Source organism: Sphingomonas albertensis, from assembly GCF_014358075.1.
Taxonomy (GTDB): domain Bacteria; phylum Pseudomonadota; class Alphaproteobacteria; order Sphingomonadales; family Sphingomonadaceae; genus Sphingomonas; species Sphingomonas albertensis.
This window is the reverse complement of record NZ_JACONT010000007.1, coordinates 21,053-40,656: the sequence shown is the minus strand read 5'-3', so window position 1 is coordinate 40,656 and position 19,604 is coordinate 21,053. Positions and strand designations below refer to the sequence as shown.

General features: G+C 66.1%; 14 protein-coding genes, 1 tRNA gene and 1 pseudogene. 11 read left to right on the top strand and 5 right to left on the bottom strand.

Annotated features, from left to right (window positions below):
- Position 1 precedes the first annotated feature (1 nt).
- Positions 2–91, bottom strand: a tRNA-Ser gene (locus tag H8S47_RS05060).
- 129 nt (positions 92–220) lie between these two features.
- On the opposite strand from H8S47_RS05060, the gene H8S47_RS05055 reads away from it, so the two are divergent.
- Positions 221–484 (top strand): hypothetical protein, encoded by a 264-nt coding sequence (locus tag H8S47_RS05055; RefSeq protein WP_187502829.1) that lies wholly within the window; start codon positions 221–223, stop codon positions 482–484.
- A gap of 4 nt (positions 485–488) precedes the next feature.
- On the opposite strand, the gene H8S47_RS05050 is transcribed toward H8S47_RS05055, so the two are convergent.
- Entirely contained in the window at positions 489–641 is a 153-nt protein-coding gene (locus H8S47_RS05050) for a hypothetical protein (RefSeq protein WP_187502828.1), read from the bottom strand.
- A 184-nt stretch (positions 642–825) separates the two neighbouring features.
- On the opposite strand from H8S47_RS05050, the gene H8S47_RS05045 reads away from it, so the two are divergent.
- Genes H8S47_RS05045 through H8S47_RS19120 form a run of 3 tightly spaced genes read left to right on the top strand, consistent with a single transcriptional unit; the run spans position 826 to position 3,249 of the window.
- Positions 826–1,929, top strand: a complete 1,104-nt coding sequence (locus H8S47_RS05045) for an acyl-CoA dehydrogenase family protein (protein ID WP_187502827.1) — start codon at positions 826–828, stop codon at positions 1,927–1,929.
- A gap of 47 nt (positions 1,930–1,976) precedes the next feature.
- Entirely contained in the window at positions 1,977–2,669 is a 693-nt protein-coding gene (locus H8S47_RS05040) for a PIG-L deacetylase family protein (RefSeq protein ID WP_187502826.1), read from the top strand.
- Positions 2,659–3,249 carry a class I SAM-dependent DNA methyltransferase gene (locus H8S47_RS19120; RefSeq protein ID WP_187502825.1) on the top strand — a complete coding sequence of 197 codons (591 nt, stop codon included), beginning with the start codon at positions 2,659–2,661 and terminating at the stop codon, positions 3,247–3,249. The genes H8S47_RS05040 and H8S47_RS19120 overlap by 11 nt, the downstream gene beginning before the upstream one ends.
- Before the next feature lie 510 nt (positions 3,250–3,759).
- On the opposite strand, the pseudogene H8S47_RS19190 reads toward H8S47_RS19120, so the two are convergent.
- Together H8S47_RS19190 and H8S47_RS05030 are read right to left on the bottom strand one after the other, a co-directional pair.
- Positions 3,760–4,119 (bottom strand): annotated as a pseudogene (locus H8S47_RS19190) (glycosyltransferase); the annotation flags it as partial.
- A gap of 53 nt (positions 4,120–4,172) precedes the next feature.
- Complete coding sequence (locus H8S47_RS05030) at positions 4,173–6,320, bottom strand: catalase (protein WP_187502824.1); 2,148 nt, start codon at positions 6,318–6,320, stop codon at positions 4,173–4,175.
- A 183-nt stretch (positions 6,321–6,503) separates the two neighbouring features.
- On the opposite strand from H8S47_RS05030, the gene H8S47_RS05025 reads away from it, so the two are divergent.
- The 3 genes from H8S47_RS05025 to H8S47_RS05015 are packed head-to-tail and all read left to right on the top strand — an operon-like array spanning position 6,504 to position 9,943.
- The gene (locus tag H8S47_RS05025) at positions 6,504–7,295 is read left to right on the top strand and encodes a glucose 1-dehydrogenase (RefSeq protein ID WP_187502823.1); all 792 of its coding nucleotides are present in this window, start codon (positions 6,504–6,506) and stop codon (positions 7,293–7,295) included.
- Positions 7,288–9,111 carry a glycoside hydrolase family 15 protein gene (locus H8S47_RS05020; RefSeq protein ID WP_187502822.1) on the top strand — a complete coding sequence of 608 codons (1,824 nt, stop codon included), beginning with the start codon at positions 7,288–7,290 and terminating at the stop codon, positions 9,109–9,111. Before H8S47_RS05025 ends, H8S47_RS05020 begins: the two co-directional genes overlap by 8 nt.
- Positions 9,112–9,139: 28 nt before the next feature.
- The gene (locus H8S47_RS05015) at positions 9,140–9,943 is read left to right on the top strand and encodes an SDR family NAD(P)-dependent oxidoreductase (RefSeq protein WP_187502821.1); all 804 of its coding nucleotides are present in this window, start codon (positions 9,140–9,142) and stop codon (positions 9,941–9,943) included.
- A gap of 170 nt (positions 9,944–10,113) precedes the next feature.
- On the opposite strand, the gene H8S47_RS05010 is transcribed toward H8S47_RS05015, so the two are convergent.
- On the bottom strand, positions 10,114–11,217 hold the full coding sequence (locus H8S47_RS05010) for an NADH:flavin oxidoreductase/NADH oxidase (protein ID WP_187502820.1): 1,104 nt from the start codon (positions 11,215–11,217) through the stop codon (positions 10,114–10,116).
- A gap of 157 nt (positions 11,218–11,374) precedes the next feature.
- Here H8S47_RS05010 and glgX point away from each other — a divergent pair, with 157 nt between their 5' ends.
- Genes glgX through treY form a run of 4 tightly spaced genes read left to right on the top strand, consistent with a single transcriptional unit; the run spans position 11,375 to position 19,600 of the window.
- A complete protein-coding gene (gene glgX / locus H8S47_RS05005; RefSeq protein ID WP_187502819.1) occupies positions 11,375–13,492 on the top strand; it encodes a glycogen debranching protein GlgX in 2,118 nt (705 codons plus the stop codon).
- Complete coding sequence (treZ, locus tag H8S47_RS05000) at positions 13,489–15,195, top strand: malto-oligosyltrehalose trehalohydrolase (RefSeq protein WP_187502818.1); 1,707 nt, start codon at positions 13,489–13,491, stop codon at positions 15,193–15,195. The genes glgX and treZ overlap by 4 nt, the downstream gene beginning before the upstream one ends.
- Positions 15,192–17,165, top strand: coding sequence for a 4-alpha-glucanotransferase (gene malQ / locus H8S47_RS04995; protein ID WP_187502817.1), 1,974 nt, complete (start codon positions 15,192–15,194; stop codon positions 17,163–17,165). The genes treZ and malQ overlap by 4 nt, the downstream gene beginning before the upstream one ends.
- Positions 17,162–19,600 (top strand): malto-oligosyltrehalose synthase, encoded by a 2,439-nt coding sequence (gene treY, locus H8S47_RS04990; protein ID WP_187502816.1) that lies wholly within the window; start codon positions 17,162–17,164, stop codon positions 19,598–19,600. Before malQ ends, treY begins: the two co-directional genes overlap by 4 nt.
- Positions 19,601–19,604: the final 4 nt, after the last annotated feature.

Here is a 19,604-nt window from a genome sequence, read left to right as displayed (position 1 = left end):
CTGGCGGAAGAGGTGGGATTCGAACCCACGGATGAGTTACCCCATCGCTGGTTTTCAAGACCAGTTCCTTAAACCACTCGGACACTCTTCCGTACCGGCGCTCGGACGAGCCGGACGACGGCGTCTAAGCGGAGAGCGGCGGGATCGCAACCGTTGCGATACGCCGCCGCGTCGCCGCACCCGATTGCGCGGGGGGCGGGCGGTCCGCTAGGCTGATCGCATGGACCTAGACGCGATTTCGCACCACTTCTTCGGCACGACCGACATCGACACGCTCAGCCCCGAGGCGCTGGAAGCGGGACGCGAGCGTGTGTCGCTGGCGTTCGGCACCGAGCGTGAGCCCGGCCGGCGGTTCGCGTTATGGGCGGTATTACGCGCGACCGGCGATGCGCCCGATCCGACGCGTGCCTTCAAGGATCCGCGGGAGCAGCGCGCGGCGCAGATGTATGCCTCCGCGATCGGCATGGCCGGCGCGGACGACTAGACGTTCAGGCCGCGCGGCGTTCCAGCAGCGCACGGTCGATCCGGCGGATCAAGTCCGCGATCGGTGGTACGTCATACCCGGTAGCGAGATCGCCATGCCGCGGCGACGCGCACATCCGCTTGCCGACCAGCGCGAAGATATCCTGTTTCTGTGCCATCGATCCGATCCCTTCCGATCGCGTGACTATGCCGGCCAAGCGTTAACCAAAGGTTTTGGGCGAATTTGGATCTGGTTAACCGTCGCCGTGGCCCAGACACGCAACGCTCGCGGCGTTCCGGCGTTCTACTGGCACAGCGGCCGTATCGCATGGTTCGCAGCGCGCGGGGATTGATCCACTGGCCATGACATCACCGGCACGATCGCCCGCACATCCACAAGGCTGGACGACGTTGGAGGCGGTCCGCGCGCTGGCCGCCGACTGGGATCGCACCAACGGAGACGAGGTGTTTCCCGCCGAGCGCGTCGCCGCGCTGCACGAGGTGGGCGCGCTTGCCGGTTTCGTCGACGTCTCGTCACCCGAACGGACCGACGCGCTGGTCGACGTATTGCGCGCCATCGGTGGCGCCGATCTCAGCCTCGGTCGCGTGTTCGAGGGGCATGTGAACGCGGCGCAGCTGGTGTCGGCCTATGGCGACGATGCCCAGCGGCGGACTCTGGAGAGCGATCTCGAGGCCGGTCGCGTCTATGGGGTCTGGAACACCGAGCCGCAGCCCGGTCTGTCGATCCGGCAGGATGGCGACGGTCGCTGGCGGCTTCAAGGCCGCAAGAGTTTCGCGACCGGGGCGGGGCATCTCGACCGCATCCTGGTGACCGCGCGCGACGCGAGCGGCGGCAAGCAACTCGTGCTCGTCAGAATCGCCGGCGAAACCGCACGCGCGGACAATAGCGGGTGGCAGGTGCGTGGCATGCGTGGCACGTGCAGCGGCCTGTTCGATTTCTCCGACATGCCGATCGGTCCCGAGGGCATGATCGGTGCGCCCGACGTGTACGAGACCGAACCGCGGTTCAGTGCCGGTGCATGGCGGTTCACCGCGGTCCAACTCGGCGCGGTCGAGGCGCTGGTCCGGCATCTGCGCGATCACCTCGTCGCGACCGGCAAGGGCGATGACGCAATCCAGCGTGCGCGGTTTGCCGCCTGTCTCACCGAGACGCGCAGCGCTGGCCTCTGGGTACGCCGCGCCGCGCATCTGGCGGAGGCGCAGGCGACCGAGGCGATCCCGTTCGTGCTGATGACCCGCGGCATCGTCGAGGAGGCGGGGCTGAAGACGATGGAGGCGGCGGCGCGCTCGGTCGGTACCGCGTCGTTCTTCGCCGCCAGCCGGATCGACCGGATCACCCGTGATCTTGGGCTGTATTTGCGCCAGCCGGTTCCGGATCAGGCGCGCGACCGGGCGGCGGCAGCGTGGCTGGAGGAGGATTGCTGGGGCGACGATCGGTGGTGGTAGCGCCGGGCCATCGCGCCTGGAGCACGCTCTTCCGTCGCGCCCGACCGATGTCGGCCAAGGCTGCCGCAGCGCAAGGCCCGTGGTTGATCCTCGCGCCGCATCCCGATGACGAGACGCTCGGCTGTGGCGCGCTGATCGCGGCGATCGCTGCCAGCGGGGGACGCGCGCATACCGCATTCGTGACCGATGGCGCCGGATCGCACCCGGACGCACCGGGTTGGAGCCGCACGCGCATCGCCGGGTTACGCCGCACCGAAGCCGCCGCGGCGTTGCGCCTGCTGGACGGAGAGGCCCCGCTGCATCTCGACTGGCCCGATGCAGCCCCCCCAAAACCCGGCGACCCGCTCTTCGAACGCACCGCGGATCGCTTGGCAGCCTGGTGTCGCGCCCGCGATATCCGCCGGATCGCGATAACGTGGGATGGCGAGCCCCACTGCGATCACGAGGCCGCCGCAGCCCTCGCCGATGCCGTCGCGCGGCGCATAGCGGTTCGCCTGTATCACTATCTCGTCTGGGGCTGGACCGTCGCGGACGTAGCCGAGCGTGTCCGCAGTCGCCGCGTCGTGTCGATCGGCACGGCGGCGGGCAAGCCGCAACAACGCCGCGCGATGGCATGCCACCGCAGCCAGCGGGGCGGGCGTATCGTCGGTGCCGCCGAGAACTTCCGCCTCCCCGACAGGATGCTCCGTCTGCTCGATCGGCCCACAACCCTATTGCTGGAGATCCCCCGTGCGTCGTGAACACTCGATCGCCCCCGACTATTTCGAGGCGCTCTACAAGGACAAGGGCGATCCTTGGGACTTCGAGACCAGCGCGTACGAGGCGGCCAAATACGCCGAGACGCTCGCCGCCTTGCCCCAGCCGCGGTTCGCCAATGCGCTGGAAGTCGGGTGCGCGAATGGTGTGCTGACAGCTCAGCTTGGTTCGCGGTGCGACGCGTTGCTGTCGGTCGACGTCTCACCGACCGCACTGGCCTCGGCGCGTGCGCGGTGCGCGGATCAGCCGAACGTAACGATCGAGCAGCGTCGCCTGCCCGGCGACGCGCCGCAGGGGATTTTCGATCTCGTGATGCTGTCGGAGGTCGTCTATTACTGGGATAGCGTCGACATCGTCCGGCTCGCAGGCTATCTGCGCGGCGCAGTGGCGTCAGGCGGGTATGTGATGCTGGTCCACTGGATCGGCGAGACCGATTATCCCAAAAGCGGGGACGAGGCCGTTGCCGAACTGCACGCTGCGCTGGACGATCGCGTCACGGTCGTTCGCAGCGACCGGCACGAGGCGTACCGGCTTGATCTCTGGCGACTCGAAGGTGCGGGTTAGGCGGATCAGCGACTGCGCTTCCCGGATCGCCGCGGGCAAAGTTGCGAAGCTCAACTGGTCGTGCGGACTGGCGACGGCGGGGTTGAGCGCCGCCACCACCGCGTAGGTTTCGTGCAAGGGCGCGTCGATCGGCTGATCGATCCACCGCGCCACGGCATCGGCCATGCCGCCCGGCGCGCGACCCGAGACCCGGCAGGACGTGAACACGCGCACGTTCAGCGGGTGACGCACCTGGCCGCCATGCGCGCGGATGCGGTCGAACAGGGCACGATCCTCTGCCACCGACGGCGTCGGCGCCCCGCCGATCCGCCGATACATCGCGTGCGTGACGGCGATGCTCGCGCCGCCTTCGTAGAAATGGCGAGGCCAGGGATCGTGCGCCTCCGTCTCGGCGCGAGCGCGAAGATAATCGAGCGCGGTGTAATAGCGCCCGAGCTGGTCCAGCCGTCGCCGTGCCGTGGCACCCAGCGACGCGCGATCCGCCTTGAGCGTCAGCGCACGTCCGGCCACGGCATCGTTACCCGCATCGATATGCGCGACGATCCGTACGATCCAGTCGGCCGCGACGTTCGTGTCCGCGTCGGTCGACAGCAGCAAATCGGTATGATGGGTCAGCAGGTTCGCGCCTGCATCGAGCGCAAGGCGCCGGGCCCAGCCGGCATGTCGTGCCCCCGGCAAAAGCGAAACGGCCGACCATGCAAGCGTTGCATGGCTCGGCCGCCAGGTTTTCAAAATCTCGATCGTCCCATCGGTACAATCGTTCGCCATTGCGACGATGACAACCTTGCCTCCGTAGCGCCCCGCCGCACGATCCAGCGCGTCGAGGCATCCGCCCAGATACTGGTCTTCGTTCTTGACGGGAATGGCCACCGCCACCGAACGCTGAGCGTACGGTGGCGATGTCTTGGGCTTTATCGAAGCGATCAAGCCGCCTCGGGGTCTTCGAACGCGGGAGCGTCGAGGTCGACGTTCAGTTCGCGATCCCAGATGCGCAGCTTGCCGAGCGTCTTGAGGAACGTGTCCACATCGCCCTTGCCGCCCAGCGCGATCACGCCGTCGTCCATGTCCTCGTCCTCGATGCCGGCCTTTTCGAGGAACGGCTTCGCATCGGCGTTGAAGCCGATGAACTTGGCATGCCCGAACGCGTCGCTGACGAAGTCCTTGGCGGTCTTGTCCTTGCCGAGCTTCTTCGCCCCATCCGCCGACACGACGATCGCGACGGCATCGTAGAGTACCGACGGCGCGCCATCGATCTTCTGCTTGCCCTCCGCGAGCGTCCCGTCGTCGAGCGATGCGCCAGCGACCTTCGGGGCGATGATCTCGTACGTGGCCTTCGCCGCGACGATCCCATCGACCAGGGCCTGCACGATCGCCGCCGGTGCCCCGTCGGTGACGAGGATGCCGAGCTTGCGACCCTCGAAGCTGCCGCTGGTGTTCTTCAGGATGCTGAGCGCGTCCGAAGCGGGCAGGTCGGTCCGCGGCTCGACCGCAGCCTTGGCCTTTGGCGGCATTGCCTTGAAGCCGAGACCGGTCGCGACCGTCTTCGCGAGCTTCTCGTCGATGTTGAGCAGGTGCCCGACCATCAGTTCGCGGATATCGACCCGCTCGACCTTCGACAGCTCGAATGTCAGCGCATCGCCGATGTGCTTCTGCTCGATCTCGGTCTGGCTGATGAAGAACTGCCGCGCCTGGCTATAGTGATCGGCGAACGTTGCCGAGCGCACCTGCGCCTTGCGTCCCGTCTCCTGCGACGGAAAGTGCTTATAGCCCTTCGATGGGCTCTCGCGCGGCGTGCCGGCCCAGCTGTTCGGCTCATAGTTCGCACGACCCTTGCGGGCATGCATCGCCATGTGACCGTCCTGCTGGTAGTTGTTCACCGGGATCTTCGGCGCATTGATCGGGATATGCGTGAAGTTGGTGCTGCCGAGGCGCTTCAGCTGCGTATCGAGATACGAGAAGTTGCGCCCCTGCAGCAATGGATCGTTGGTGAAGCCGATCCCCGGCACGATGTTCTGCGTGCAGAACGCGACCTGCTCGGTTTCGGCGAAGAAATTATCCACCAGACGATCGAGCTTGAAACTGCCGATTATACGGACCGGGATCTGCTCCTCGGGAATGACCTTGGTCGCATCGAGCACGTCGAACTCGAAATTGTCGGCGAACTCGTCGTCGAACAACTGCACGCCCATGTCCCACTCGGGGAAGTTGCCCTGGTCGATCGCATCCCACAGGTCGCGACGATGGAAGTCGGGATCCGCACCGTTGATCTTGACCGCTTCGTTCCACGCGACCGACTGGAGCCCCAGCTTCGGCTTGAAGTGGAACTTGACGTAGGTGCCCTTGCCCTCGGCATTGACGAGGCGGAACGTATGCACGCCGAAGCCCTCGACGAAGCGGAAGCCGCGCGGGATGGTGCGGTCGGACATGATCCACATGACCATGTGCATCGATTCCGGGGTCAGGCTGATGAAGTCCCAGAAATTGTCATGCGCGGTCTGTGCCTGCGGGAAGCCGCGGTCGGGCTCCTGCTTGGCGGCATGGATGAGGTCGGGGAACTTTATCGCGTCCTGGATAAAGAACACCGGGATGTTATTGCCGACGACGTCCCAATTGCCTTCCTTGGTATAGAACTTCACCGCGAAGCCACGCACGTCGCGCGCCAGATCGGCCGAACCCTTGTTGCCCGCCACCGTCGAAAAACGGAGGAACATCGGCGTCTGCTCGCCGACTTCTGTCAGGATGCCGGCGCTGGTGAATTCTTCCAGGCTCTCGGTCAGCGTGAACGTGCCGTGCGCGCCATAACCGCGAGCATGAACGACGCGCTCCGGGATACGCTCATGGTCGAAATGGAAGATCTTCTCGCGGAAGTGGAAATCCTCGAGCAACGTCGGCCCGCGATCGCCGACTTTCAGCGAATTCTGGTCGTCGGCAATCGGGATGCCCTGCTGCGTCGTCAATACGGCGCCTTCGCCGCTGGCGATCTGGTGCAGTTCGCCGCCTTCGCCGATCTGCGTTTCGAACGTGGCACCTTTCGGTGGCGTTCCGGTATCCTTGGCGATGGTCTTGGTCATGTGCCGTCCTCGTAGCTTCTCAGGACCCACAGCGCGTGGCGGGCCGTAAGAGTTGCACCGAAATCGGACGCTTGATGCAGATCAGCGCGATTGCCGAACGGTTCGTGGAGCCTTGGAGAAACTGACCGTGAGGCGCGTTGAGCGGCGATGCCCCCAGTGAAACTCCCAAGCGAAGGAGCAGCCATGCACATCGACCTGACAGGCCAGGCCGCGATCGTCACCGGCGCGAGTTCAGGGCTCGGCCGCGCGTCCGCCATCGCCTTTGCCAAGGCCGGCGCGAAAGTCGCGGTCAACTACAACAGCAGCGCGGACAAGGCGCGCGAAGTGGTCGAGGCGATCGAGCAGGCGGGCGGCGAGGCCTTTGCGTGCGAGGCCGACACGTCCGACGAGGCGGCGGTCCTCAAGTTGTTCGACGAGACGGTCGAACGGTACGGCGGCGTCGACATCGTCTTCGCCAACGCAGGCATGCAGAAGGACGCGGCCTATGCCGACCTGACTCTGGAGGACTGGAAGCGCGTCATCGACGTCAACCTGACCGGCCAGTTCCTGGTCTCGCGCGAGGCGGTGCGCCGGTTCCGCAAGCAGGGCGACCGCGGCGTCAGCCGAGCGATCGGGAAGATCCTGTTCATGAGTTCGGTGCACGAGGTGATCCCCTGGGCAGGCCACGCCAATTACGCCGCGTCGAAGGGCGGCAGCGGGATGCTGATGCGCACGCTCGCGCAGGAAATCGCCGGCGACCGCATCCGCGTGAACGGCATCGCCCCCGGCGCGATCGCGACCGAGATCAACGAGGACGCGACCGCCGATCAGGACAAGCTGCTCGAACTCATCCCCTACGGCCGGATTGGCCACCCGGAAGATGTCGCCCGCGCGGCGCTGTTCCTCGTGTCGGATGCGGCGGACTATATCGTCGGCTCGACGCTGACGATCGACGGCGGCATGAGCCTGTATCCAGGTTTCCGCGATAATGGATAAGCACGGCATATCGATCGCGGACCACGGCGCGATTGGCAATCTGGAGACGATCGCGCTGGTCGATACGGCCGGCACGATCGACTATCTCTGCTGGCCGTGCCTCGACAGTGCCTCGGTCTTCGCACGACTGCTCGATGGCGACAAAGGCGGGCATTTCTCGGTCGAGCCGGACCTCCCCGGCGCGAACATCGTCCAGATGTACCTGCCCGAGACCAACATCCTGCTGACTCGCTGGATGGCGAACGCGGCGAGCGTCGATCTGGTCGACCTCATGCCCGTCGGCAACGATGCCGATGACGCGCCGTCGCGGCTGGTCCGTCGGATGACCTGCACGCGCGGGTCGGCGACGGTCCGCGTCCGGTGCGCCCCGCGGTTTGACTACGGCGTGATGGGCCGCACGGCCTCCGTCACGACGTCGGAGGCGGACGTATCGCGCGGGCGGTTCGACCACGAAAGCGGCCTCGCGCTCGCGGTTCACGGTGCCGCGAAGCTCGTCGCGGACGGTTGCGACCTGACTGCCAAGATCCACCTCAACGAAGGCGACACCGTCTCGCTGATCCTCAGCAACCCCGACGACGTCTCGCTCGACACCGATGCGCTCGACGCTATCGTCGAGAAGGACATGAACTATTGGCGGACCTGGAGCCGTAAGTCGCGCTACCGCGGCCGCTGGCGCGAGACCGTCGAGCGCTCGGCGATGGCACTGAAACTGCTCACCTCACGCAAGCACGGCTCGATCGCCGCCGCCGCGACGTTCGGCCTGCCCGAAGCGCATGGCGGCGTCCGCAACTGGGATTACCGCGCGACGTGGATCCGTGACTCCTCGTTCACCGTCTACGCCTTGCTGCGACTGGGTTATCAGGGCGAAGCGGTCGGTTTCCTCCATTGGGCGATGGACCGCGCGCAGGCGTGTTCGAAGGGCCATCTCGGCGTCATGTACGCGCTCGACGGCGGCGAGATCGCCGACGAACGCAAGCTCGACCTCGCCGGATTCGAGGGCGCGACGCCGATCGTCGTCGGCAACGAGGCGAAGGACCAGACGCAGCACGATATCTACGGCGCGCTGCTCGACGCGACCTATCTCGGCAGTAAGTATGGTGAGCCAATCGCACATGATTCCTGGGTGGCGATTTCGCGGATCGTCGATCAGGTCTGCGAGACGTGGGACACGCCCGACTCGGGAATATGGGAGGTCCGCGGGCCGAAGAAGCATTATCTCCATTCGCGGCTGATGAGCTGGGTCGCGGTCGACCGCGCGGTGCGGCTCGCGCAGAAGCGCTCGCTGCCCGCGCCGCTGGTCCGCTGGTCGGAGGCGCGGACGGCGATCCACGACGATATCTGGGCGAACTTCTGGAACGAGGATCTCGGCCGCTTCGTCCGCGCGATCGGCGATGCGCCGGAGGATCTGGCGGTCGACGGCGCGTTGCTGATGATGCCGCTGGTCCGCTTCGTCGGCGCGACCGATCCCAAATGGCTCGCGACGTTGGAGGCTATCGGCGAGGACCTGTCCGACGACGGGCAAGTCTATCGCTACCGGATCGACGACGGCCTGCCGGGGCAGGAGGGGACGTTCGTCGCCTGCTCGTTCTGGTATGTCGAATGCCTCGCGCGGGCCGGACGGCTCGACGAGGCGCGGCTGAACTTCGAGAAGCTGCTCGCGCACGGCAACCATCTCGGCCTGTTCGCCGAAGAGATCGCGCAGGACGGCAGCTTCCTCGGTAATTTCCCGCAAGGCTTCAGCCACTTGGCGCTGATCAGCGCGGCCTTCTACCTCGACCGTGCGCTCGACAGCGACGGTCCGCGGGAATGGGCATGACCTTTTTCACTGACCTAAGGACGACAGCATGAACCTCGATATCACAGGCAAGATCGCGCTCATCACCGGCGCGGACAGCGGCATGGGCAAGGAAACCGCCCGGATGCTGCTCCAGGAAGGCGTCCGCGTCGCGATCACCGACCAACCCGGCGGCGACCTCGACGCCAGTGTCGAAGATCTGAAGGCGCACGGCGAAGTGATCGCGGTCGAGGCGGACCTGACCAAGCTCGACGACGTGAAGGCGTTGTTCGCCAAGGTTCGCGAGCAGCTCGGCGAGCCGGACATTCTGGTCAATTGCGCGGGCGTGACCGGAGCGACCGGAGACTTCCTCGATGTTGACGATGCCGGCTGGCAGTCGACGATCGACATCAACCTGATGGGCGCTGTCCGCGTCTGCCGCGAGGCGATCCCGGCGATGCGCGCCGCCAAATGGGGCCGCATCGTGCTGATGAGCTCGGAGGATGCGGTACAGCCCTATGTCGACGAACTCGCCTATTGCGCGTCGAAGGCGGGCATCTCCAGCCTGTCGAAGGGGCTGTCGAAGGCTTACGGTTGCGACAATGTGCTGGTGAACACCGTGTCGCCGGCGTTCATCGCCACGCCGATGACCGACAAGATGATGCAGAAGCGCGCCGACGAGAAGGGCGTGAGCTTCGACGAGGCGATCGAGACGTTTTTCGAGGAAGAGCGGCCGGGCATGACGCTAAAGCGCCGCGGCACGGCGGAAGAGGTCGCCTCGGCGATCGTGTTCCTGTGCTCGGAGCGGGCGAGCTTCATCAACGGCGCGGATATCCGCGTGGACTCCGGATCGGTGATGACCGTCGCGGGGTAAGCCTCGCCCCTAACCGTCAGCCTCACGGAACCGAACGATCCTCCCCCGCTAGGGGAAGGTGGCAGGCGTAGCCTGACGGAGGGGGAGGAAGGTGAAACCTCTGGTCCGTGTCCTCCCCCCCGTCGCTCCGCGCCACCTCCCCCTGGCGGGGGAGGATCGCAAGAGCGCCTCTACCCTTCGAACAAATCCTTAAACTGCCGCGGCTGCGAGCGCAGATACTGGTTCGGCCCCTTCACCTTCCCCCCAAGGTGCGCCGCCGCGTGCCACGGCCAGCGCGGATCATACAAAATCGTCCGGGCCAGCGCGATCATGTCCGCATCGCCGGTCCCGACGATCGCCTCGGCCTGCTCGAACTCGGTGATCAGCCCCACCGCGACGACCGGGATCGACACCGCCTGCTTCACCGCCCGCGCAAGCGGCACCTGGTAACTCGGTCCGACCGGGATCTGCTGCGCCGGCGTCGTGCCCCCGCTCGAGACGTGGATCGCACTGCACCCACGCGCCTCGAGCGCCTTGGCGAACGCCACCGTCTGCTCTGAATCCCAGCCACCCTCGGCCCAGTCGGTCCCCGACACCCGCATCGTCACCGCGCGCTCGGCCGGAAACGCCGCCCGAACCGCATCGAATACCTCGAGCGGAAACCGCATCCGGTTTTCGAGACTGCCGCCATACTCATCCTCGCGCCGGTTCGACAGCGGCGACAGGAATTCGTGCAACAGATAGCCATGCGCCGCGTGCAACTGGATCGCATCGATCCCGAGCCGCGCCGCGCGCACCGTCGCCGCCACGAACGCATCGCGCACCCGCGCCAGTCCTTCGGCATCGAGCGCGACCGGTGCGTTCTCCTCTGGCAGGAACGGCACCGTCGACGGTCCCTCGGTCTGCCACCCGTTCGGCGCGCCCGGTGCGATCTGGAGTCCACCCTTCCAGGGAACCTCGCACGACGCCTTGCGTCCGGCATGCGACAACTGGATCGCGATCGGCATGTCGGACCAGTGCCGCACGCTCTCGATCACCCCCGCCATCGCCGCCTCGGTCGCATCGTCGTACAGCCCGACATCGCCATGCGTGATCCGCCCCTCGGGCAGCACCGCGCTCGCCTCGATCGTCAGCAGCGCCGCGCCCGACAGCGCGAGCTGACCGAGATGGATCTGGTGCCAGTCGTTCATGCAGCCGTTTTCCGCGGAATACTGGCACATCGGCGCGATCACGATCCGGTTCGCGAGCGTGAGGTTGCCGACCTTGAGCGGCTCGAACAGTTTCGGCCCGCTCATGCGAAGATCGATCGGATGGAATAAGGCATGGGCGTGTCCCTTGATACGTAGAGGAGTACGGCGAAAACTCGCTGCTCGATGCGGAACATAGGAACCGGCGGGCGGGTTTCACGCCAAGGAATGCTGCACCGCGATAAAGCCGCGGCAGCGACGACAGATGGGGGTCTTCACGTTGCATCTATTGCCCGACACGCTCGACGCTGGCTCTGCCTATCCGCTCGGCGCGACCTTCGACGGTCTCGGCGTCAATTTCGCGGTCTATTCCGCCAATGCCGAGAAGATCGAACTCTGCGTCTATGACGAGACCGGTCGCCGCGAGTTGAAGCGCTACGCGCTCCCCGAATGGACCGACGAAGTCTGGCACGGCTACCTCCCCGACGCGCAGCCGGGCCTCGTCTACGGCTACCGCGCGCATGGCCGTTATGCGCCGGAAGAGGGCCACCGCTTCAACCCGAACAAGCTGCTGCTCGATCCGTACGCCAAGCAGATGATCGGCGAACTCCGCTGGACCGACGCGATGTACGGTTATCAAGTGAAGTCGCCGCGCGCGGACCTGAGCTTCGACAAGCGCGACAGCGCGCTGACGATGCCCAAGGGCGTCGTGACCGACAGCCATTTCGACTGGTCGCGCGACGTGCGCCCGAACACGCCCTGGTCCGAGACGGTGATCTACGAAGCGCATACCAAGGGCCTCACCAAGCTGTTCGAGGAGGTCCAGCCCTCCGAACGCGGCACCTTCGCGGCGCTCGGCAACCCCAAGGTCATCGATCACCTCAAGCGCCTCGGCGTCACCGCGATCGAGCTGTTGCCGATCCACACCTATATCCAGGACCGCTTCCTCCAGGAGAAGGGCCTGCGCAATTACTGGGGCTACAACACCCTCAATTTCTTCACACCCGAGCGTTCGTTCTTCGCGACCGACAGCCACGACGAACTCCGCCGCTCGATCCGCCGGCTGCATGCGGCCGGGATCGAGGTGATCCTCGACGTCGTCTACAACCACACCTGCGAAGGCTCCGAACAGGGCCCGACGCTGTCCTGGCGCGGTCTCGACAACGCCAGCTACTACCGCCTCGTCAAGGACGACCCGCGCTTCTCGATCAACGACACCGGCACCGGTAACACGCTCAACCTCACCAAGGCGCGTGTGATCCAGATGGTCGCGGACTCATTGCGCTACTGGGCGACCAGCTTCGGCATCGACGGCTTCCGCTTCGATCTCGGGCTGACGCTCGGCCGCACGGATACCGGCTTCGACCCCGGCGCCGGCTTCTTCGACGTCCTCCGCCAGGACCCGGTGCTGGGCAGGCTGAAGCTGATCACCGAGCCCTGGGACATCGGCCCCGGCGGCTATCAGCTCGGCAACTTCCCCCCCGGTTTCGCCGAATGGAACGACAAATACCGCGACACCGTGCGAAAGTTCTGGCGCGGCGACCACGCGCAGCGCGCCGATCTCGCCGCGCGCCTGACCGGCTCGGCCGACCTGTTCGACCGCCGCGCACGCCGCCCCTGGGCGAGCGTCAACCTGCTCGGCGCGCATGACGGCTACACGCTCGCCGACACCGTCGCCTACGAGGAACGCCACAACGAAGCGAACGGTGAAGACAACAACGACGGCCATTCCAACAATTGCTCGCGCAACTGGGGCGTGGAGGGGCCGACGGATGACCCCGCGATCCTGGAGACCCGCCGGCGCGTGATGCGGTCGATGCTGACGACGCTGTTCGCCTCGCTCGGCACGCCGATGCTGGTCGCCGGCGACGAGTTCGGCCGCACGCAGAACGGCAATAACAACGCCTATTGCCAGGACAACGAGATCAGCTGGCTCGACTGGGACAAGGCCAAGTCGCCCGAGGGCGAGGCGCTGATCGACTTCACCGGGCGCCTGATCGCGTTGCGCCGAGAATATGGTATGCTGCGCGCCGGCAATTTCCTCTACGGCGACGACACGCCGGCCGAGGGTCTGAAGGACATCGAATGGTGGGACGAGCGCGGCCAACAACTCACGGCGGAAGATTGGGACAACACCAACGGCCGTGCCCTTGTGATGCGCCGCGCTTGCGAGATGGAATCGGGTGAGATCCAGGTGATCTCGCTCTTCCTCAACGCCTCGGAGGGCCCGCTGACCTTCCACATGCCGCCCCCCGAAGAGGTAGAGCGCACCGTGCTGATCGACAGCAGCAAGCCCGAGCAAGGTCCCCTCCCGATCAAGGACAGCTACGAGCTTCCCCCACAGGGTGCGGCGTTGCTCTCGTGGACGGTCGCAGCGGCATGAGCTGGGGACCGACGCTCGCCAACGACGGAACGACCTTCCGCCTCTGGGCGCCCGACCACGACGACGTGACGCTGGAGATCGCCGATAGCGGCGCGGTTCCAATGACGCGCAACGCCAACGGCTGGTTCAGCACCTCGGCTCGCGTAGCGCCAGGGACGCGATACCGGTTCCGGCTGGCGGGCGATCTGACGGTTCCGGATCCGGCCTCGCGAGCACAATCGGGGGGCGTCCATGGGTGGAGCGTCGTCGTCGATCACGCCGCCTACGACTGGCGCACAGCAGACTGGCGCGGCCGTGCGTGGGAAGAGATGGTCATCCAGGAGGTCCATGTTGGCGCGCTCGGCGGCTTTGCGGGCGTTGTCGATCACCTCCAGACTATCGCGGCGCTGGGTGTGACGGCCATCGAACTCATGCCCGTAAACGCCTATAGTGGCACGAGAAACTGGGGCTATGACGGCGTGCTACCCTATGCTCCCGCCGAAAGCTACGGCACGCCCGACGAACTGAAGTCGCTGGTCGATCGCGCCCACGAGCTTGGCCTGGCCGTGTTCCTCGACGTCGTCTACAATCACTTCGGCCCCGACGGTAACTACCTCGGCGCGTATGCGCAGGGCTTCTTCAACGCCGACGTCGATACCCCCTGGGGCGGCGCGGTCGCGGTCGATCAGGCGCCGGTACATCGGTACTTCGTCGACAACGCGCTGATGTGGCTGAACGAATACCGCTTCGACGGCCTCCGTTTCGACGCTGTCCACGCGATCGCGAACGACGAGTTTCTCGACGCGATGGCCGCCGAACTTCGCGAGAAGACGGCGGGCCGGCACGTCCATCTCGTCCTCGAAAACGAAGGGAACGACGCCGAGCATCTGCGCTCGGACGCGTTCGACGCGCAGTGGAACGACGACTTCCACAACGTCCTCCACGTCCTGCTGACCGGCGAAACCAGCGCCTATTATGCTGATTTTTCAGACCGTCCGGCCGAACGCCTCGCACGCTGCCTCAGCGAAGGCTTCATCTATCAGGGGGAGGGTTCGCCCAACCACAACGGCAAGCCGCGCGGCAAACCCAGCGCGCACCTCTCGCCGACCGCGTTCGTCGCCTTTCTCCAGAACCACGACCAGATCGGCAACCGTGCGATGGGCGAACGCCTGACGCTGCTCGCCGACCGCCAGAAGCTGCGCGCAGCGACCGCGTTGCTCCTGCTCGGCCCGCAGATTCCGCTGTTGTTCATGGGTGACGAACACGGTAGCGAGAGCCCGTTCCTGTTCTTCACCGACTTCCACGACGAGCTGGCGGACGCGGTGCGCGAAGGCCGGCGCAAGGAATTCGCCAAGTTCGCCGCCTTCGCCGACCCCGAAGCACGCAAAGCGATCCCCGATCCGAACGCGCACGAAACCTTCCATCGGTCGCGCGCAGAACCCGGTCCCGATGCGACCAGATGGCAAGACCTATACCGCAACCTGTTGAAAATCCGTCACGACGCGATCATTCCTCGCCTGCGCGGCACGACCGCGATCGGCGCAGAAGCGATCGGGGAGGGGGCCGTCGTCGCCCGCTGGAAGATGGCCGACGGCGCGGTGCTTACGATCGCGCTGAACCTTGGCGATGAGGCTGTGGCGTTCCCGGAGATCGAAGCCGCACCGATCTTCGCCGACGGCGAACTCGGCCAATCCGGCAGCGTCGCGGTCTGGCTGGAACGATGAGCGATCTAAAAGCGCTGGCGACCGCCGCCGGTCTGCAACTCGAATGGCAGGACGCGGCCGGTCGCCGTCAGACGGTTTCGGACGAGGCGTTGCGGGCGATCCTCAATCGTTTGGGCCGCCCATCCGCGAGCGCCACGCAGATCGCAGAAAGCCTCGCCGCTATCGCAGTCAGGACTGCCCGAGCACCCCGCTTCCTGTCCGTCGACGTCGGTGATCCGATCCAGCTTGCGACGCCGCTATCGGGCGAGGCCGAACTCACCCTGGAAAACGGGACGCGGACGTCGGTTGCGATCGACCGGGGCGCGTTGAAGCCAATCGAGCACACCGGCTATCATCGTCTAGAAATCGGCGACGACGTGATCGATCTGCTCGTCGCCCCGCGCCGCTGCTACACGATCGCCGATGCCGTACCGGGACGCAAAATCTGGGCGCCCGCGGTCCAGGTTCCCAGCCTACGCAGCGAGATTGCCAAGGCATTCGGGGACTTCGGGACACTCGCGGAGACCGCGCGAGCATTTGGCGAGCGTGGCGCCGACGCGCTCGCGATCAGTCCGACCCACGCTCTCTTCCCCGCCGACGCCAGTCGGTACAGCCCTTACGCGCCATCCAGTCGCCAATTCCTCAACGGCCTCTATGCCGATGCGTCCGCGTTCGCCGGGACGTCGAACGACCCCGCGTCCGACTTGATAGACTGGCAGAGCGCGATACCTGCAAAGCTCGCACGCCTTCGCAAGACTTTCGACCAAGATACTCAACAACTTGGCAAAACCCTCGACGCATTCAGGCACGTAGGGGGCGATGACCTCGAACGCCACGCCGAGTTCGACGCGCTCCACGCGCATTTCTTCGCGACCTTCGGCGCGCGGGGTTGGCAGCAATGGCCGGCCGCGTATCACGATCCCGCCAGCCCGGCCGTCCGCCGCTTCGTCACCGAACATGCCGATGACGTCACCTTCTACGTCTTCCTCCAATGGCTCGCTCGCCGCGACCTCGACGCCGCGCAAAAGGCCGCGAAGGATGCAGGCATGGCGGTCGGCCTCATCGCCGACCTCGCCGTCGGCATGGACCCGGGTGGCAGCCACGGCTGGAGCCGACGCAGCGATCTGCTCACCGGCCTCTCGATCGGCGCGCCACCCGATCCGCTGGGCCCGGACGGCCAAAGCTGGGGCATCACCGGTTTCGACCCGCACGCGCTCTGCGAGACCGGGTTCGCCCCGTTCATCGCGACGATCCGCGCGGCCTTGGCGCATGCCGGCGGCATCCGCATCGACCACGCGTTCGGCCTTCGCCGCCTATGGATCGTCCCCGAAGGCGCGTCCGCCGCAGAGGGCGCGTACCTCGACATGCCGTTCGACGACATGATGCGGATCATCGCGATGGAATCGCAGCGGGCGAAGGCTATCGTCATCGGCGAAGACCTCGGCACTGTTCCCGACGGGTTCCGCGAGGCGATGGATGCGTGCCACATGCTCGGCATGCGCGTACTCTGGTTCGAGCGCGACGCGGACGGTTTCGTGCCCCCAGCGAAATGGTCGCCCGACGCGGTCGCGATGACCGGCACACATGACCTCGCGACAATCGCGGGTTGGTGGAGCGGCCGCGACATCGACTGGACGTGGGACCTCGGCCGCAAGTCCGACGCTATCGACGAACCCGCAGACCGGGCAGACCGCGCGGACGATCGCGCGGCACTCTGGTCCGCTTTCGACACGGGCGCGAAGCAGCCATCGCTCAATGACACCGACCCGGTCGTCGATGCCGCAATCGCGCATGTCGCTAGCACGCCGTGTGCGCTCGCGATCATACCCATCGAGGATCTGGCGGGGGTGATCGAGCAGCCCAACCTCCCCGGCACGATCGACGAACACCCCAATTGGCGACGCCGCCTGCCGGATATGACCGAGGCACTGCTCCAACGCCCCGCTGCCGCCGCCCGCATCGACACGCTCAACGCCGCGAGACCCGCATGACCCCCCCTACGACGCCGCGCGCAACTTATCGCTTCCAGTTCCACAAGGACTTCACCTTCGCCGATGCCGAGGCGCTGGTGCCGTATCTCGACACACTCGGGATCAGCCACCTCTACGCCTCGCCGATCACCACCGCCCGCAGCGGATCGACGCATGGCTACGACGTCGTCGACCCGACTCGCATCAATCCCGAGCTCGGTGGCGAAGAGGCGTTCCGCAGCCTGGTTGCGGCCCTGCGCAAGCGGGACATGGGCGTCATCATCGATATCGTCCCCAACCACATGGGCGTCGCCGGTGGTGAGAACGCGTGGTGGAATGACGTCCTAACGCACGGCGAATCAAGCGAATTTGCGCGCTACTTCGACATCGACTGGCGCGAGAAGCTGGTCCTCCCGATCCTGGGCGATCCGCTCGCCGAGACGATCGCGAGTGGCGCGATCAAAGTCGAGCAGGTCGACGGTCGGCATGTCCTTGAAGCATATGGCGAACATCGCCTGCCGATCCGCGACGAGGATCAGGCCACCGCAGCAACCGACGACATCGCCGCGCTGGTCGATCGCCAGCATTACCGCCTCGCATCGTGGCGCGTCGCCAACGACGAACTCAACTGGCGGCGGTTTTTCACGATCAACGACCTCGCCGGCCTCCGCGCCGAAGACCCGGTCGTGTTCGACGCCACCCACGCGCTCTACTTCCGCCTATACGCCGAGCGACTGATCGACGGTGTCCGCGTCGATCACGTCGATGGCCTGACCGACCCCGCCGGCTATTGCCGCCACCTCCGCGCGCGCCTCGACTCGATCGAGCGCCCCGCCGATGCGCCACCCGGTCCGGCCTATATCGTTATCGAGAAAATCCTCGCCGACGACGAACCGCTCAGCACCGACTGGGGCGTCGACGGCACCAGTGGGTACGACTTCATGGAGCAGGTGACGGCCTTGCTCCACGCGCCCGCCGGTGCCGAACCGCTCGCCGAACTCTGGGCGGACATCAGTGGCCGCTCCCTCGACTTCGCGCCCGAGGAACTGCGCGCGCGGCAAGAATTGCTTGCGTGGCAATTCCACGCGCAGCACCGTGACTGCGTCGAGGCCTTCGTCGTGCTCGCCCGCTCGACGCTCGAATGCGACGGGCTTACCCGCGGCATGATCCACCGCGCGATCGAGCGACTGCTCTGGGTCTTCCCGGTCTATCGCACCTACGGAACAGGCGACGCCGCCCCGGCAGCGGACGCCGCGATCCGCGAGACGGTTCGCCAGCGCATCGCGCAGTTCGTCCCACCAGGCGAGACCGCAGTGATCGAGCATATGCTCGCATGGCTGGCAGGCGAGGGTGTCGGGGACGCCAAGCTCGCAGCCGAAGCGGTGCGCAAGTTCCAGCAACTCTCCGCACCGATTGCCGCCAAAGCGGTCGAGGACACCGCGTTCTACCGCTACGGTTGCCTGCTCTCGCGCAATGACGTGGGGTTCGACGCTGCACGCATGTCGCTGGCGATCGACGATTTCCAGGCGGCAATGGTCGATCGCGCCCGTTATTGGCCGGCGGCGATGCTCGCGACCGCCACGCACGACCATAAGCGTGGCGAAGACGTCCGTGCACGGCTCGCGGTGTTGAGCGAAGTCCCCCACCTCTGGCGCGCGCGCGTGCAACGATGGCACGAACTCGCCGCGCGGTTTGCCGACGGGGTCGATCCCGCCGACGCCTATATGCTGTTCCAGACGCTGTTCGGCGCATGGCCTGAGGAACTGACCGCATCGGACGCCAAGGGACTGTCGGATTTCGCCGAGCGGATCGTCGCGTGGCAGGAAAAGGCGTTGCGTGAGGCGAAGATGCAGTCTTCGTGGGAGGCGCCGAACGAGGCGTACGAGAGCCGCTGCCACGATCTGGCCCGCGCGCTGCTCGATCCCGCGCGGTCGAAGGCCTTCCTCGACGACATGACCGCGTTCATCGCGCAGATCGCACCCGCGGCGGCGGCGAACGGCCTCGCACAGGTCGCGCTACGCTACACCGTGCCCGGCGTGCCCGACCTCTATCAAGGAACTGAGACCGCCGATCTGAGCTTGGTCGATCCTGACAATCGCCGCCCGGTAGATTACGCGCGACTGCAGGCATCGTTGGACGGCAAAACGCCGGCGAAGATGGCGCTGATCCAGCAGCTTCTCGCGATGCGAAGGGATAACCCGACCTTGTTCTCGGAGGGCCGCCATGAGCGCGTCGCCGTCACTGGCATTCGCGCGGATCGGGTGATTGCGTTTCGGCGGGTCGGCAAAGAGGCAAGCCTGCGCTGCGTCGTTCCGCTCCGCTGTGCCGAGCGCCATCTCGACCGGATCGATGCCCGCGACTGGTGGGGCGACACCGCGCTCTCATCCGGCGAACGGATCGCCGATGTGCTCGGCGAGCGTTCCGTGTCGATCGAGATGTTGCCCGCGAAAAGCTGAGCGA